This is a genomic window from Pseudomonas sp. H1_D05, assembly GCF_054682705.1.
The window spans coordinates 1,994,831-2,012,973 of the sequence record NZ_CP162825.1 but is presented as its reverse complement, the minus strand read 5'-3'; the positions used below and the strand labels follow the sequence as shown (position 1 = coordinate 2,012,973).

Below are 18,143 nucleotides of genomic sequence, written 5' to 3'. Positions count from 1 at the left end.
TCGCCGCGGAAATATCAATGTGACATTAGTGGGGCGATTGTTTAGGATGGCACCCAGAAGGTCAATAGTTTGGCATAAAGTTAATAGCGAAAGAATATAGCCAAATTATTGACGATTAGATGCGTCAAACTTGATTCGCAAAATTTAAAAGTACGTCCAGACTGAGTCGGCGCTAAAAGCCATCAGGTTTATGGAAGTCAACTGAACGTGACACCCCGGAGAGTCTTCAATGAGCAGTGTTGTTGCCATCGTCAAAAGCATTGTCGGTCAGGTAGTTGCAGTCTCCCCTGAGGGTGTACGTCGCGTACTCGTTGAAGGCGATCGCCTGTTCGTGGGTGACCAGATCGACACCGGCCTCTCCGGCGCCGTGTCGCTTGAGTTGGCTGATGGCCGCACCCTCGATCTGGGCCGTGAAACCCAGTGGAGCGCCAACGCGCCTGACTCCAGCACTGACCTGGCCGAAGCCACTGCGCAGGCAGCGCCGTCGGTAGCCGAACTGCAGCAAGCCATCGCCGCCGGTGTCGACCCGACCACCGCGCTGGACGCCACTGCTGCCGGCCCGAGTGCCGCAGGCACGGGCGGTGCCGCCGGTGGTGGTCACAGCTTCGTCATGCTCGACGCCACCGCTGGCCGCGTTGACCCGACCATTGGTTTCCCGACTGCAGGCATCAACGCGGGCGGACAAGCCGCGCAAAACATCACCGGCGGCCAGACCACCGACACCACCACCAACGCCTTGCGTGATTCGACCCTGAGCCTCAGCGCCACGCCATCCATCACCGAAGCCGGCGGCGTGCTGGTGTACACCGCGACCCTGACCCAGGCGCCGCTGACCGACCTGACCATCACCCTGTCCAACGGCGCGGTGATTGTGATTCCGGCAGGCGCAACCACTGGCACCGTCAATGTGCCGCTGGCGCCGAACGACACCGTTTACAACGACCCGACCCAGATCGACGTGACCGTCACCGGCACCACCGGCGGCAATGGCATCACCGTGACCACGCCAACCACTCCGGCCACGACCCAGGTCACTGACACCATCGACACCACCACCGTCACCCTGACGGCTGGGCCGAGTGTCACCGAAGGCGGGCAGATCACTTACACCGCGACCCTGACCAACCCGGCGCAAACCCCGGTGACCGTCACCCTGTCGAACGGCTCGACCATCACCATCGGCGCCGGCCAGACCACCGGCACCGTCAACGTGCCGACCCCGGCCAACGACGTCTATAACAACGGCAGCACTGTCACCACGACGATTACCGGTGCGACTGGCGGCAACTTCGAAAACCTGGTGCCGAACCCGACGCCAGCGGTGACCACCATCACCGATTCGATCGACACCACTAATCTGACCCTGACCGCCACCGGCACAGTGGTCGAAGGCGGCCAGATCACCTACACCGCGACTCTGACCAACCCGGCGCAAACCCCGGTAACGGTCACCCTGTCGAACGGTTCGACCATCACCATTGAGGCTGGGCAGACCACCGGCACCGTCAACGTGCCGACGGCGGCCAATGACGTCTACAACAATGGCGGCACCGTCAGCACCACCATTACCGGCGCCACTGGCGGCAATTTTGAAAGCCTGGTGCCGAACACTACGCCTGCGACCACCACCGTTACCGATTCGATCGACACCACCAGCGTGAGCCTTACCGCCACCGGTACGGTCGTCGAAGGCGGCCAGATCACTTACACCGCGACGCTGACCAATGCTGCGCAGACTCCGGTGACGATCACCCTGTCGAACGGCTCGACCATCACCATTGACGCCGGCCAGACCACCGGCACCGTCAACGTGCCAACTGCGGCCAACGACGTTTACAACAATGGCAGCACCGTCAGCACCACCATCACCGGTACTACCGGTGGCAACTTCGAAAATCTGGTGCCGAACACGACGCCAGCGACCACCACCATTACCGACTCGATCGACGACACCAACCTGTCGCTGACGGCAACCGGGACCGTGGCCGAAGGTGGTTCGATTGTTTACACCGCGACCCTGACCAATCCTGCTGGCACCCCAGTCACCGTGACCCTGAGCAATGGCTCGGTGATCACCATCGAGGCAGGCAAAACCACTGGCACCGTGACTGTTCCGGCGCCAGCCGATGACGTCTATAAAGACGCCGGCAAAGTCGAAGTGACCATCAAGGACGCTTCCGGCGGCAACTTCGAGAACCTGGTGCCAAGCACCGCTCCAGCCGTGACCGAAGTGACCGACACCATCGACACGTCGACCGTGAAACTGACGGCTGACACCTCGGTGGCTGAAGGCGGCACCGTCACTTACACCGCCACCGTCGGTGCGCCGGTGACTGGCTCGCCAGTGATCGTGACCCTGGCCAACGGTCAGAACATCACCATCGAAGTCGGTAAAACCAGCGGCACCGTGACCACCACCGCTCCTAACGATGCGTTGACCGGCAATGCGCCGCTGACCAACTCGATCACCGGTGTTTCCGGTGGTAATTACGAAGATCTGGTTGCCGACAAGACCCCGGTATCGACCACTGTTACCGATGTCGTCGACACCACCAACCTGTCGCTGAGCGCGACCGGTTCCGTGGCCGAGGGTGGTTCGATCGTTTACACCGCGACGCTGACCAATCCGGCCGGCACGCCCGTTACCGTGACCCTGAGCAACGGCTCGGTGATCACCATCGACGCGGGTAAAACCACTGGCACTGTGACTGTTCCGGCGCCAGCTGATGACGTTTACAAAGACGCCGGCAAAGTCGAAGTCACCATCAAGGATGTGTCTGGCGGTAATTTCGAGAACCTGGTCCCGAGCACCACGCCAGCCGTTACCGAAGTGACTGATACCATCGACACGTCGACCGTAAAGCTGACGGCTGACACCTCGGTGGCTGAAGGCGGCACCGTCACTTATACCGCCACTGTCGGCGCGCCGGTGACCGGCTCGCCCGTGGTCGTGACCCTGGCCAACGGCCAGAACATCACCATTGAAGTCGGCAAAACCAGCGGCACCGTGACCACCACTGCGCCAAACGATGCACTGACTGGCCAGGCTCCGCTGACCAACGCGATCACCGACGTTTCCGGCGGCAATTACGAAAACCTCGTGGCCGACAAAACCCCCGTCAGCACCACCGTCACCGACACCACTGACACCACCGACCTGACGCTGAGTGCGACGGGAACCGTGGCTGAAGGCGGCCAGATCACTTACACCGCGACCCTGAGCAATGCCGCAGGTTCGCCTGTTACCGTAACCCTGTCGAACGGCTCGGTGATCACCATCGAAGCGGGGAAAACCACCGGCACCGTGACCGTTCCTGCGCCAGCCGATGATGTCTATAAAGACGCTGGCAAAGTCGAAGTCACCATCAAGGACGCCACTGGCGGCAACTTCGAGAACCTGGTGCCAAGCACCGTTCCTGCCGTCACCGACGTGACCGATACCGTTGATACCTCGACGGTGAAACTGACCGCCACCGAGACGGCCGCTGAAGGTGGCACCGTCACCTACACCGCCACTATCGGTGCTCCAGTGACCGGTTCGCCTGTGGTCGTGACTCTGGCGAATGGTCAGAACATCACCATTGAAGTCGGCAAAACAACCGGCACCGTGACGACCATTGCACCGAACGATGCGTTGACCGGCCACGCGCCGATTACCAATGCGATCACGGGCGTGAGCGGCGGCAATTACGAAGACCTCGTTGCCGACAAAACGCCGGTCAGCACCACGGTCACCGACACCACTGACACCACCGACCTGACCCTGAGCGCGACGGGCACCGTGACTGAAGGCGGCCAGATCACCTACACCGCGACCCTGACCAATGCCGCAGGTTCGCCTGTTACCGTGACCCTGTCGAACGGCTCGGTGATCACCATCGAGACTGGCAAAACCACTGGCACCGTGACCGTTCCGGCGCCCGTCGATGACGTCTACAAAGACGCCGGCAAAGTCGAAGTCACCATCAAGGACGCGACTGGCGGCAACTTCGAGAACCTGGTGCCAAGCACCGTTCCGGCTGTCACTGACGTAACCGATACCATCGACACCTCGACGGTCAAACTGACCGCCACCGAGACTGCCGCTGAAGGTGGCACCGTCACTTACACCGCCACTGTTGGCGCACCGGTGACCGGTTCGCCGGTGGTCGTGACTCTGGCCAATGGTCAGAACATCACTATTGAAGTCGGCAAAACCACCGGCACCGTGACTACCACTGCACCAAACGATGCGCTGACTGGCCACACGCCGCTGACCAATGCGATCACTGACGTAAGCGGCGGTAACTACGAGAATCTGGTTGCCGACAAGACTCCGGTTTCGACCACTGTTACTGACACTGTCGACACCACCAACCTGTCGCTGACTGCGACCGACACCGTGGCTGAAGGCGGTTCGATCGTTTACACCGCAACACTGACCAATCCGGCCGGCACGCCAGTCACCGTTACCCTGTCCAACGGCGCCGTGATCACCATTGAGGCGGGTAAAACCACTGGCACCGTCACCGTCGCTGCGCCCGCCGATGACGTCTATAAAGACGCCGGCAAAGTTGAAGTCACGATCAAGGACGCCACTGGCGGCAACTTCGAGAACCTCGTTCCGAGCACCAACCCAGCCGTTACCGACGTCTCTGACACCATCGACACTTCGACGGTCAAACTGACCGCTACCGAGTCCGCGGCTGAAGGTGGCACTGTCACCTACACCGCCACGGTCGGTGCGCCAGTCACTGGCTCGCCAGTTGTGGTGACCCCGGCCAACGGCCAGAACATCACCATCGAAGTGGGTAAAACCAGCGGCACCGTGACCACCACCGCGCCAAACGATGCGTTGACTGGCCACGCTCCACTGACCAACGCGATCACCGACGTTTCCGGCGGCAATTACGAAAACCTCGTGGCCGACAAAACTCCGGTCAGCACCACCGTCACCGACACCACTGACACCACCGACCTGACGCTGAGCGCGACCGGCACCGTGGCTGAAGGCGGTTCAATTGTTTACACCGCGACCCTGACCAATCCGGCCGGCACGCCAGTGACCGTGACCCTGAGCAACGGTTCGGTGATCACCATCGAAGCGGGCAAAACCACCGGCACCGTGACCGTTGCAGCGCCTGCCGATGACGTCTACAAGGACGCCGGCAAAGTCGAAGTGACCATCAAGGACGCCACTGGCGGCAACTTCGAGAATCTGGTCCCGAGCACCACGCCAGCCGTGACCGACGTCACTGACACCATCGACACCTCGACCGTGAAACTGACGGCCGACACCACTGTGGCCGAAGGTGGCACCGTCACCTACACCGCCACTGTTGGCGCGCCGGTCACCGGTTCGCCGGTCGTGGTGACCCCCGCCAACGGCCAGAACATCACCATCGAAGTCGGCAAGACCACCGGCACCGTGACCTTCACCGCGCCGAACGATGCACTGACCGGTCAGGCGTCGCTGGGTAATTCGATCACGGGTGTAAGCGGCGGTAACTACGAAAACCTGGTGGCCGACAAGACCCCGGTTTCGACCACGGTCACTGACACCATCGACACCACTGACCTGTCGCTCAGCGCCACCAACTCGGTCGCCGAGGGCGGCTCGATCATCTACACCGCGACGCTGACCAACCCGGCTGGCTCGCCGGTGACTGTGAACCTGTCGAACGGCTCGACCATCACCATCGAGGCCGGTAAAACCACCGGCACCGTGACTGTCGCTGCGCCAGCCGATGACGTCTACAAAGACGCCGGCAAAGTCGAAGTCACCATCAAGGATGTGTCTGGCGGTAATTTCGAGAACCTGGTCCCGAGCACCACGCCAGCCGTTACCGAAGTGACTGATACCATCGACACTACCACCGTCAAACTGACCGCCACCGAGTCAGCGGCTGAAGGTGGCACCGTTACTTACACCGCCACCGTAGGCGCTCCAGTCACCGGTTCGCCGGTCGTCGTGACCCTGGCCAACGGCCAGAACATCACCATCGAAATCGGCAAAACCACCGGCACCGTGACCACCACTGCGCCGAACGATGCGTTGAACGGCCACACCCCGCTGACCAATGCGATCACTGACGTAAGCGGCGGTAACTACGAGAATCTGGTTGCCGACAAGACTCCGGTTTCGACCACTGTTACTGACACTGTCGACACCACCAACCTGTCGCTGACTGCGACCGACACCGTGGCTGAAGGCGGTTCGATCGTTTACACCGCAACACTGACCAATCCGGCCGGCACGCCAGTCACCGTTACCCTGTCCAACGGCGCCGTGATCACCATTGAGGCGGGTAAAACCACTGGCACCGTCACCGTCGCTGCGCCCGCCGATGACGTCTATAAAGACGCCGGCAAAGTTGAAGTCACGATCAAGGACGCCACTGGCGGCAACTTCGAGAACCTCGTTCCGAGCACCAACCCAGCCGTTACCGACGTCTCTGACACCATCGACACTTCGACGGTCAAACTGACCGCCACCGAGTCGGCGGCTGAAGGTGGCACCGTCACCTACACCGCCACGGTCGGTGCACCGGTGACCGGTTCGCCGGTTGTGGTGACCCCGGCCAACGGTCAGAACATCACCATCGAAGTGGGTAAAACCACCGGTACCGTGACCACCACCGCGCCAAACGATGCGTTGACTGGCCACGCTCCACTGACCAACGCGATCACCGACATTTCCGGCGGCAATTACGAAAACCTCGTGGCTGACAAAACCCCGGTCAGCACCACCGTCACCGACACCGTCGACACCACCAACCTGTCGCTGACCGCGACCGGTTCGGTGAACGAAGGCGGCCAGATCACCTACACCGCGACCCTGACCAACGCCGCTGGTTCGCCAGTCACCGTGACTCTGTCGAACGGTGCCGTGATCACCATCGACGCCGGCAAAACCACCGGCACCGTCACCGTCGACGCGCCGAAAGATGACGTCTACAAAGATGCCGGTACCGTTGAAGCGACCATCAAGGGCGCGACCGGTGGCGACTTCGAAAACCTCGTCACCAGCACTACTCCGGCCGTCACCACCGTCAACGACACCATCGACACCTCCACCGTGTCGCTGACCGCCACGGCGAACGTCGCTGAAGGCGAAACCGTGGTCTACACCGCGACCGTGACCGCGCCAGTGACTGGCTCACCGGTTGTCCTGACCCTGTCCAACGGCCAGACCATTACCATCGCTGTCGGTGAAACCACCGGTTCGGTGAACTTCGTTGCACCGAACAGCCCACTGGCTGGTGGCAGCTCGCTGAGCGTAACCATCGACGGCGCTACCGGTGGCAACTACGAAAAACTCGCGGTCGACGGCAAGTCCGCCGACACCGCGGTTTCGGACACCACCGACACCACCAACCTGAACCTGACCGCAACCGATTCGGTGGCTGAAGGCGGTTCGATCGTTTACACCGCGACGCTGACCAACCCGGCCGGCACCCCGGTGACCGTGACCCTGTCGAACGGTTCGGTGATCACTATCGAAGCCGGCAAAACCACCGGCACCGTAACCGTTCCAGCGCCTGCCGATGACGTCTACAAAGACGCCGGCAAGGTCGAAGTGACGATCAAGGATGCAACGGGCGGTAACTTCGAAAATCTGGTGCCGAGCACTGTGCCGGCCGTGACCAACGTCACCGATACCATCGACACCACCACCGTCAAGCTCACCGCGACCGAGTCGGCGGCTGAGGGTGGCAGCGTGACTTACACCGCAACCGTCGGCGCGCCAGTGACCGGTTCCCCTGTGGTCGTGACCCTGGCTAACGGTCAGACCATCACCATTGGTGTTGGCCAGACCACCGGCACCGCGACCACCACCGCACCGAACGATGCATTGACCGGCCACACGCCGCTGACCAATGCGATCACTGAGGTGAGCGGTGGTAACTTCGAAAATCTGGTTGCCGACAAGACACCGGTTTCGACCAATGTCACCGACACTGTCGACACCACTAACCTGTCGCTCAGCGCCACGGGTTCTGTGGCCGAGGGTGGTTCGATTGTTTACACCGCAACCCTGACCAACGCTGCAGGCTCGCCAGTCACGGTGACCCTGTCGAACGGCGCGGTAATCACCATCGAAGCCGGCAAAACCAGCGGCACCGTGACAGTTCCAGCTCCGGCTGACGACGTCTACAAAGACGCCGGAAAAGTCGAAGCGACGATTTCGACCGCTACCGGTGGCAACTTCGAAAACCTGGTGCCGAGCACTGTTCCAGCCGTCACCGAAGTGACTGACACCATCGACACCTCGACCGTGAAACTGACGGCGACCGAGACCGCCGCTGAAGGGGGCACCGTCACTTACACCGCGACAGTCGGGGCGCCTGTGACAGGCTCGCCGGTTGTGGTGACCCTGGCCAACGGTCAGAACATCACTATCGAAGTCGGCAAAACCACCGGCACCGTAACCTTCACCGCACCGAACGATGCCCTGACCGGCCACGCGCCGATCACCAACGCGATCACCGGTGTCACTGGCGGCAACTACGAAAATCTGGTTGCCGACAAGACCCCGGTTTCGACCACGGTCACCGACACCGTCGACACCACCAACCTGTCGCTCAGTGCGACCGGTTCTGTGGCCGAAGGCGGTTCGATCATCTATACCGCGACATTGACCAACGCTGCTGGCTCGCCAGTGACCGTGACCCTGTCGAACGGCGCGGTGATTACCATCGACGCCGGCAAAACCAGCGGCACCGTGTCCGTTCCAGCGCCAGCCGACGACGTCTACAAAGACGCCGGCAAGGTTGAAGCGACGATCTCCACCGCTACCGGTGGCAACTTCGAAAACCTGGTGCCGAGCACGACGCCGGCCGTGACCGAAGTCACCGACACCATCGACACCTCGACCGTCAAACTGACCGCCGATACGTCCGTGGCTGAAGGCGGCACCGTCACTTACACCGCCACTGTGGGCGCTCCAGTAACCGGTTCGCCGGTCACCGTGACCCTGGCTAACGGCCAGAACATCACCATCGAAGTCGGCAAAACCACCGGTACCGTGACCTTCACCGCACCAAATGATGCGTTGACCGGCCATGCGCCACTGACCAACTCGATCACCAACGTGACCGGCGGCAACTACGAAAACCTTGTTGCCGACAAAACTCCGGTCAGCACCACCGTGACCGACACCGTCGACACCACTAACCTGTCGCTCAGCGCCACAGGGACAGTGGCCGAGGGTGGTTCGATTGTTTACACCGCAACGCTGACCAACGCGGCTGGCTCGCCAGTGACCGTGACCCTGTCCAACGGCGCCGTGATCACCATCGACGCCGGCAAAACCACTGGCACCGTGACCGTTCCAGCGCCAGCCGACGACGTCTACAAAGACGCCGGCAAGGTTGAAGCGACGATCTCCACCGCTACCGGTGGCAACTTCGAAAACCTGGTGCCGAGCACGACGCCGGCCGTGACCGAAGTCACCGATACCATCGACACCACCACCGTCAAACTGACAGCGACAGAGTCGGCAGCTGAAGGTGGCAACGTCACCTACACCGCGACTGTCGGCGCGCCAGTCACCGGCTCGCCGGTTGTCGTTACCCTGGCCAACGGTCAGACGATCACCATCGGCGTCGGCCAGACCACCGGTACCGCGACCACCACGGCGCCAAACGATGCACTGACCGGTCAGGCACCACTGACCAACTCGATCACCAGTGTAACCGGCGGCAATTACGAGAATCTCGTAGCCGACAAGACCCCGGTTTCGACCACGGTCACCGATACCGTCGACACCACCAATCTGTCGCTCAGTGCGACCGGTTCCGTGGCCGAGGGCGGTTCGATTGTCTACACCGCTACTTTGACCAACGCCGCCGGTTCACCAGTGACCGTGACGCTGAGCAACGGCGCCGTGATCACCATCGAGGCCGGTAAAACCACCGGCACCGTCACCGTCGCAGCGCCAGCGGATGACGTATACAAAGATGCAGGCAAAGTCGAAGCAACCATTTCGACCGCGACCGGCGGCAACTTCGAGAATCTGGTACCGAGCACCGTGCCGGCAGTGACCAACGTCACCGACACCATCGACACCACCACCGTCAAACTGACAGCGACAGAGTCGGCAGCTGAAGGTGGCAACGTCACCTACACCGCGACTGTCGGCGCGCCAGTCACCGGCTCGCCGGTTGTCGTTACCCTGGCCAACGGTCAGACGATCACCATCGGCGTCGGCCAGACCACCGGTACCGCGACCACCACGGCGCCAAACGACGCATTGACTGGCCACGCACCGCTGACCAACTCGATCACTGACGTAACAGGTGGCAACTTCGAGAACCTGGTGGCCGACAAGACCCTGGTTTCGACCAATGTCACCGACACTGTCGACACCACCAATCTGTCGCTGAGCGCGACCGGTACCGTGGCCGAGGGTGGCTCGATTGTTTACACCGCAACGCTGACCAACGCTGCTGGCTCGCCAGTGACCGTGACGCTGAGCAACGGCGCCGTGATCACCATCGACGCCGGTAAAACCACCGGCACCGTGACCGTTCCAGCTCCGGCTGATGACGTCTACAAAGATGCCGGCACCGTGCAGGCGACGATCAGCAACGCCACCGGTGGCAACTTCGAAAACCTGGTGCCGAGCACTACGCCGGCCGTGACCAGCGTTACCGACACCATCGACACCACCACCGTCAAACTGACGGCCACCGAGTCGGCGGCTGAAGGCGGCAATGTTGTCTACACCGCGACTGTCGGCGCACCGGTTACCGGCTCGCCAGTTGTCGTGACTTTGGCCAATGGTCAAACCATCACCATCGGTGTTGGCCAGACTACGGGCACCGCAACCACCGCTGCGCCAAACGATGCATTGACTGGTCATGCTCCACTGACCAACGCGATCACTGACGTGACCGGCGGAAACTACGAAAATCTCGTGGCCGACAAGACGCCAGTCAGCACCAACGTGACCGATACCGTCGACACCACCAACCTGTCGCTGAGCGCGACCGGTACCGTGGCCGAGGGTGGTTCGATTGTTTACACCGCAACCCTGACCAACGCCGCTGGCTCGCCAGTGACCGTGACGCTGAGCAACGGCGCCGTGATCACCATCGACGCCGGTAAAACCACCGGCACCGTGACCGTTCCAGCTCCGGCTGATGACGTCTACAAAGACGCCGGCAAGGTTGAAGCGACAATCTCCACCGCCACCGGTGGCAACTTCGAAAACCTGGTGCCAAGCACTACGCCGGCCGTGACTAGCGTCACCGACACCATCGACACCACCACCGTCAAACTGACGGCCACCGAGTCGGCGGCTGAAGGCGGCAATGTTGTCTACACCGCGACTGTCGGCGCACCGGTTACCGGCTCGCCAGTTGTCGTGACTTTGGCCAATGGTCAAACCATCACCATCGGTGTTGGCCAGACTACGGGCACCGCAACCACCGCTGCGCCAAACGATGCATTGACTGGTCATGCTCCACTGACCAACGCGATCACTGACGTGACCGGCGGAAACTACGAAAATCTCGTGGCCGACAAGACGCCAGTCAGCACCACCGTGACCGACACCGTCGACACCACTAACCTGTCGCTCAGCGCCACAGGGACAGTGGCCGAGGGTGGTTCGATTGTTTACACCGCAACGCTGACCAACGCGGCTGGCTCGCCAGTGACCGTGACCCTGTCCAACGGCGCCGTGATCACCATCGACGCCGGCAAAACCACTGGCACCGTGACCGTTCCAGCCCCGGCCGACGACGTCTACAAAGATGCCGGCACCGTGCAGGCGACGATCAGCAACGCCACCGGTGGCAACTTCGAAAATCTGGTGCCGAGCACGACGCCAGCCGTGACCAGCGTCACCGACACCATCGACACCACCACCGTCAAACTCACGGCCACCGAGTCGGCGGCTGAAGGCGGCAATGTTGTCTACACCGCGACTGTCGGCGCACCGGTTACCGGCTCGCCAGTTGTCGTGACGTTGGCCAATGGTCAAACCATCACCATCGGTGTTGGCCAGACTACGGGCACCGCAACCACCGCTGCGCCAAACGATGCATTGACCGGTCATGCGCCGCTGACCAACTCGATCACCAACGTGACCGGCGGAAACTACGAAAATCTCGTGGCCGACAAGACGCCAGTCAGCACCAACGTGACCGATACCGTCGACACCACCAACCTGTCGCTGAGCGCGACCGGTACCGTGGCCGAGGGTGGTTCGATTGTTTACACCGCAACGCTGACCAACGCTGCTGGCTCGCCAGTGACCGTGACCCTGTCGAACGGCGCGGTGATTACCATCGACGCCGGCAAAACCACTGGCACCGTGACCGTTCCAGCCCCGGCCGACGACGTCTACAAAGATGCGGGCACCGTGCAGGCGACCATCAGCACCGCCACCGGTGGCAACTTCGAAAATCTGGTGCCTAGCACTACGCCGGCCGTGACCAGCGTTACCGACACGATCGACACCACCACTGTCAAACTGACAGCAACAGAGTCGACAGCTGAGGGTGGCAACGTCACGTACACCGCCACTGTTGGTGCTCCGGTCACTGGTTCGCCAGTTGTCGTTACCCTGGCCAACGGTCAGACGATCACCATCGGCGTCGGCCAGACCACTGGCACAGCAACCACTACCGCACCAAACGACGTATTGACCGGTCACGCACCGCTAACCAACGCGATCACCGACGTCAGCGGCGGTAACTACGAAAACCTCGTGGCGGATAAGACGCCGGTCAGCACTACGGTGACCGACACTGTCGACACGACCAATCTGTCGCTCAGCGCTACCAATTCGGTCGCTGAAGGCGGTTCGATCGTCTACACCGCGACCCTGACCAACGCCGCTGGCTCGCCAGTGACCGTGACGCTGTCGAACGGCGCCGTGATCACCATCGACGCCGGCAAAACCACTGGCACCGTGACCGTTCCAGCGCCAGCCGATGACGTCTACAAAGACGCCGGCAACGTCCAGGCCACGATCAAAACCGCCACCGGTGGCAGCTTCGAAAATCTCGTCACCAGCACGGCCCCGGCCGTGACCAGCGTCACCGACACCATCGACACGACTACCGTGAAGCTGACTGCGACCGGCTCTGCGGCGGAAGGCGGCAACGTCGTCTACACCGCCACTGTCGGTGCAGCCGTGACCGGTTCGCCGGTCGTGGTGACCTTGGCCAACGGTCAGACCATCACCATCGACATCGGCAAAACCACCGGCACCGTGACCACCACCGCACCGAACGATGCGCTGACCGGCCACGCCCCGCTGACCAACTCGATCAGCAACGTCACGGGCGGCAACTACGAAAATCTGGTCGCCGACAAAACCCCGGTCAGCACTACCGTCACCGACACCGTCGACACCACCAACCTGACGCTGTCCGCGACCGGCACCGTGGCCGAAGGTGGCCAGATCACCTACACCGCGACCCTGACCAACGCCGCTGGCTCGCCAGTCACCGTGACCCTCAGCAACGGTTCGGTGATCACCATCGACGCCGGCAAAACCACTGGCACCGTGACCGTTCCGGCTCCGGCCGATGACGTCTACAAAGACGCCGGCACCGTGCAGGCGACCATCACCGGCACCAGCGGCGGCAGCTTCGAAAATCTGGTGACCAGCAACACGCCAGCCGTGACCAACGTCACCGACACAGTCGATACCACCACGGTCAGCATCACTGGCAGCAGCTCGGTGACCGAAGGCCAGACCGCCAGCTACACGGTCAGCCTGAACCACCCGGCGCAAACCGAAGTGACCCTGAAAATCGTCTACAGCGGCACCGCCGCCGACGGTTCGGACTTCACCGGCGTGTACACCGTGAAGATCCCGGCAGGTGCGAGCAGCGCGCAGTTCAACGTCGCCACCCTCGATGACAAGATCACCGAAGGCACCGAGAACTTCGTGGTCAAGATCGATTCGGCCACTGGCGGCAACTTCGAGAACCTCGCGGTCAGCAGCACCAATGGCAGCGTCAGCACGTCGATCATCGACAACGACGCACCGCCGGTCATCGACCTGGATGCCAACAACTCCAGCGGCGCCACCGGTGCCGACTACAAGGTGACCTTCACCGAAAACACCCCGGGCGCTGGTGTGTCGATTGCCGACACCGATATCAGCATCACCGACCCGGACAGCACCATGCTCACCGGCGCCACTGTAGTCCTGACCAACCGTCAGGACGGCGATGCGCTGAACCTGGGCAACAGCGTCAACGGCATCACCATCAATGCCAACAGCACCAACGGCACCGTGACCCTGACCTTGTCGGGCAACGCGACGCTGGCTGATTACATGCAGGCCATCAAGAACATCAGCTTCACCAATAGCAGTGAAAACCCGAGCACCGTGCCGCGGATCATCACCGTGACCGTGACCGATGGCGGCAATTACTCCAACACCGCGACCACCACGGTCAACGTGGTGGCGGTCAACGACGCTCCGGTTGCTGCACCGAGCAATGTCACCGGCACCGAAGACACGCCGCTGGTACTCGGCTGGTCGACTTTCGGCGTAACTGACGTCGACAGCCCGGCCAACAGCCTCGGCATCAAAATTACCCAACTGCCGGGCGAAGGCAAACTGCAGTACCTGGACGGCTCGACCTGGAAGGACGTCGCCAACAACCAGACCTTCAGCAAGGCTGACATCGACGCGGGCAAGCTGCGCTTCCTGCCGGATGCCAACGAGTCGGGCGTCAACGGTTACGGCGGCAGCGGCCTGGGCAACAATCAGGCGGACTACGCGCAGATCAAGTTCCAGCCAACCGACGGTCAACTGCTGGGCAACACCGGCACCGTGAAGATCGACATCACCCCGGTAGCGGATGCGCCGACCGTGAGCGTGGCCGACAACAGCGTGAAGTCGACCGGTTTGATCAAAGAAGTCTGGACCGGTCTGTCAGGTCTGGGTACCGACGGTAGCGGTGCGAACTCGACCACCCTGAAAAACGTGATCGACGGTGCCGGCACCCCGAACAGCAGCGGCAACGTGACTAACGTGCAGTCGGACGGCAGTGTGGCCGCCGGCACCGCTTCGAAAACTTCGGGCCTGATCTACCTGGAAGCCGGCAAAACCTATTCCTTCAGTGGTGTTGCCGACGACAGCCTGCTGATCACCATTGGCGGCAAGAGCGTGGCTTCGGGTACCTGGGGCGCGGGCGGTGCGATCAGCGGTTCGTTCACCCCGACCACCAGCGGCTACTACACACTGGATATCTACCACCACAATCAGAGCGGCCCGGGCAGCTACGACGTCAACCTGTCGGTCAACGGCAGCACGCCGATCGACCTGAGCAGCGCTGGCATACCGATCTACACCGGCGTGCAGGATCTGGTGAATTCGGGCGTGACCGTCTCCGATCTGCACGGCAGCAACGGCGAAGGCTATTACGACGGCTATAAACTCAACACCGGCGCCGAAGGCACCACGGTGAAACTGTCGGCAATCACCACCGCACTGACTGATACCGACGGCTCGGAAACCCTGAGCGTGAAGATCAGCGGCGCGCCAGTCGGCTCGGTGCTCAGCGATGGCGCGGGCCATACCTTCACCGTCACCGCCAGCAGCGGCGACGCCAACGTCACCGGCTGGAACCTCGGCAGCCTGACCGTGACCCCGCCGCCGTACTACAACGGCCAGTTCAACCTGACCGTGACCTCGACCTCCACCGAGATGGTCGGCGGCTCGGCCAGCAGCACCGCGACCATTCCGGTCACCGTGGTGCCGGCGGTCTACAACGCCATTGTCGCCACCTCAGCCGATGACACCGTCACCGGCACCGATGGCAACGACATCATGGTCGCCGACATCGGTGGTCTGACCGTGGTGCCGGGCACCAACTACAACATCGCGTTCATGGTCGACAGCTCTGGCAGCATGACCGCGTCGTCGCTCAACGCGGCCAAAGACTCGCTGACATCGGTGTTCAACACCCTCAAGCAGAGCCTGGGCGGCAGCAACTCGGGTACGGTGAACATCTTCCTGGTGGACTTCGATACCCAGGTCAACAAGTCGGTGTCGGTGAACCTCAATGACCCGAACGCGCTGACCAAGCTCAAAGCGGTACTGGACTCGATGGCGTCCGGCGGCGGCACCAACTATGAAGACGTGTTCAAGACCACGGCCAACTTCTTCCAGAGCGCGGAAGCCGTGGCCAACACCGGGGCGAAAAACCTCACGTACTTCATCACCGACGGCCAGCCGACCTACTACCAGACCGGCGAGTCGACCAACCCGTACCTGTACGGCAACAAAACCCTCGATAGCCTGATCACCACCACCAACTATAAGTTGGGGACAGCGGTCAGCCTGTACCCGGACAGCTCGCACCAGATTGATATCAGCGCGAACGGCTCGGTGACGGTCTGGACCAAATCGGGCGGCAATTGGTCGTATCAGAACTTCGGCACGCTGCACGCCCAGGGCGACGGCACCTATGAGTTCTCCGGCCTGGCGGGCAGCGGTAGCAGCACCGATTACTACACCACTACCAACTCCAACAGCAGCTTCACCTTGCTCAGCGGCCTGTCGAACGTCGAAGCCATCGGCCTCAACAGCGGCGTCAGCCTCAACGATCTGAAGCCGTACGATTCGGATAAAACGCCGCAGACCAACATCGATCCGAAGGATCTGGCCAACTCGATCATCGGCCACACCGAGGCGACGCTGCCGGGCAACGACACCGTCAGCGGTGGCGACGGCAACGACATCCTGTTCGGCGATCTGGTGAGCTTCAACGGCATTGCCGGCGAGGGTTATCAAGCGATGCAGGCGTTCGTTGCCAAGGAAACCGGGGTCGATGTCAGCAAAGTCACCACCAGCAACGTGCACCAGTACATCACCGAGCACTATCAGGCGTTCGATGTCTCCGGTGCGCATGACGGCAACGACACACTGCTGGGCGGCGCGGGCAATGACATCCTGTTCGGCTCGGGCGGCAACGACCTGCTCGATGGCGGCAAAGGCAATGACATCCTGCTCGGCGGCACCGGCAACGACACGCTGATCGGCGGTCAGGGTAATGACATCCTTATCGGTGGTTCGGGTGCCGACACCTTCGTCTGGAAGGCGGGCGACACCGGCAACGACGTGATCAAGGACTTCAAGGCCAGCGAAGGTGACCGCATCGACTTGCGTGATCTGTTGCAGGGCGAGACCGGCAGCACCATCGACAACTTCCTGAAGATCACTACGGTCGACGGCACGTCGTCGCTGCAAGTCAGCTCGGCGGGCAAGTTCAACTCCGGCGACGCTGCGGCGGCAACCCCGGACGTGACGATCAAACTGGAAGGCAACAACTGGTCGAGCGCCAACATTCACAACCTGATTGCCGGCAGCGACCCGACCATCAAGGTCGACCACAACAACAGCTGATCGTGAACAAAACGGCCGCCCCGATGGGGCGGCCGTCACGTTTGTGCTGACCGGACCGGTGACGATCGCGTCGCCGCACCGCATACTCGCGCACAGTTGGCTATGCTGCTGACAGCATGACGCTGGTTCATTTCTGAGGGATGCTCAATGTTTTACGTGCAACGCGATGCGCAAGGTCTGTTGATTCGCGTGGAAGCCGCGGCCTACGCCGAGGCCACGGAAACGCTGCCGGCCGACAGCCATGAAATCCAGGCCTGGTTCGCCAATGAAGTGGTGGAAACCAGCCTGAAGCAGCTCAAGCAGAGCGACTTCGAAATGATTCGGGTACTCGACGACCTGATTCAGGTGCTGACCCAGAAGGGCGTGATCCGCGTCACCGACCTGCCGCCGGCGGCCCAGGCCAAACTGATGGACCGGACCCAGGCGCGTGAGGCGTTGGGCGGGTTGAGCCAGTTGATCGATGAGGATGAGGGCGGGTTGATCTGATCCACCCAGTATCAAAAGCCTACCCTCACCCCAGCCCTCTCCCGGTGGGAGAGGGGGCCGACCGAGGTGTCTGGCGCCATACATCGACCTGAGAAATCGAGTCGATTATGGATTCAGCGAAAATCGTTCACGTCAGCGTACTTCCCGAACATCCCCCAATCAGTCCCCGTGAGGGAGAGGGGCCGACCGAGGTGTCTGGCGCCATACATCGACCTGAGAATTCGAGTCGATTATGGATTCAGCGCAAATCGTTCACGTCGGCGTACTTCCCGAACATCCCCCAATCAGTCCC

Annotated in this window: 2 protein-coding genes; both read left to right on the top strand. The window is 61.8% G+C overall.

Annotated features, from left to right (window positions below; translation table 11 throughout):
* The first annotated feature begins 229 nt into the window (after positions 1–229).
* The gene (locus AB4O11_RS09180; protein WP_460130486.1) at positions 230–17,365 is read left to right on the top strand and encodes an immunoglobulin-like domain-containing protein; all 17,136 of its coding nucleotides are present in this window, start codon (positions 230–232) and stop codon (positions 17,363–17,365) included.
* A gap of 147 nt (positions 17,366–17,512) precedes the next feature.
* On the top strand, positions 17,513–17,851 hold the full coding sequence (locus AB4O11_RS09175; RefSeq protein WP_007918987.1) for a hypothetical protein: 339 nt from the start codon (positions 17,513–17,515) through the stop codon (positions 17,849–17,851).
* Positions 17,852–18,143 lie beyond the last annotated feature (292 nt).

What these genes read in the sequence shown, in the direction of transcription:
- AB4O11_RS09180 (WP_460130486.1), top strand. Translation starts at nt 230, where the DNA reads ATGAGCAGTGTTGTTGCCATCGTCAAAAGCATTGTCGGTCAGGTAGTT.
- AB4O11_RS09175 (WP_007918987.1), top strand. Translation starts at nt 17,513, where the DNA reads ATGTTTTACGTGCAACGCGATGCGCAAGGTCTGTTGATTCGCGTGGAA.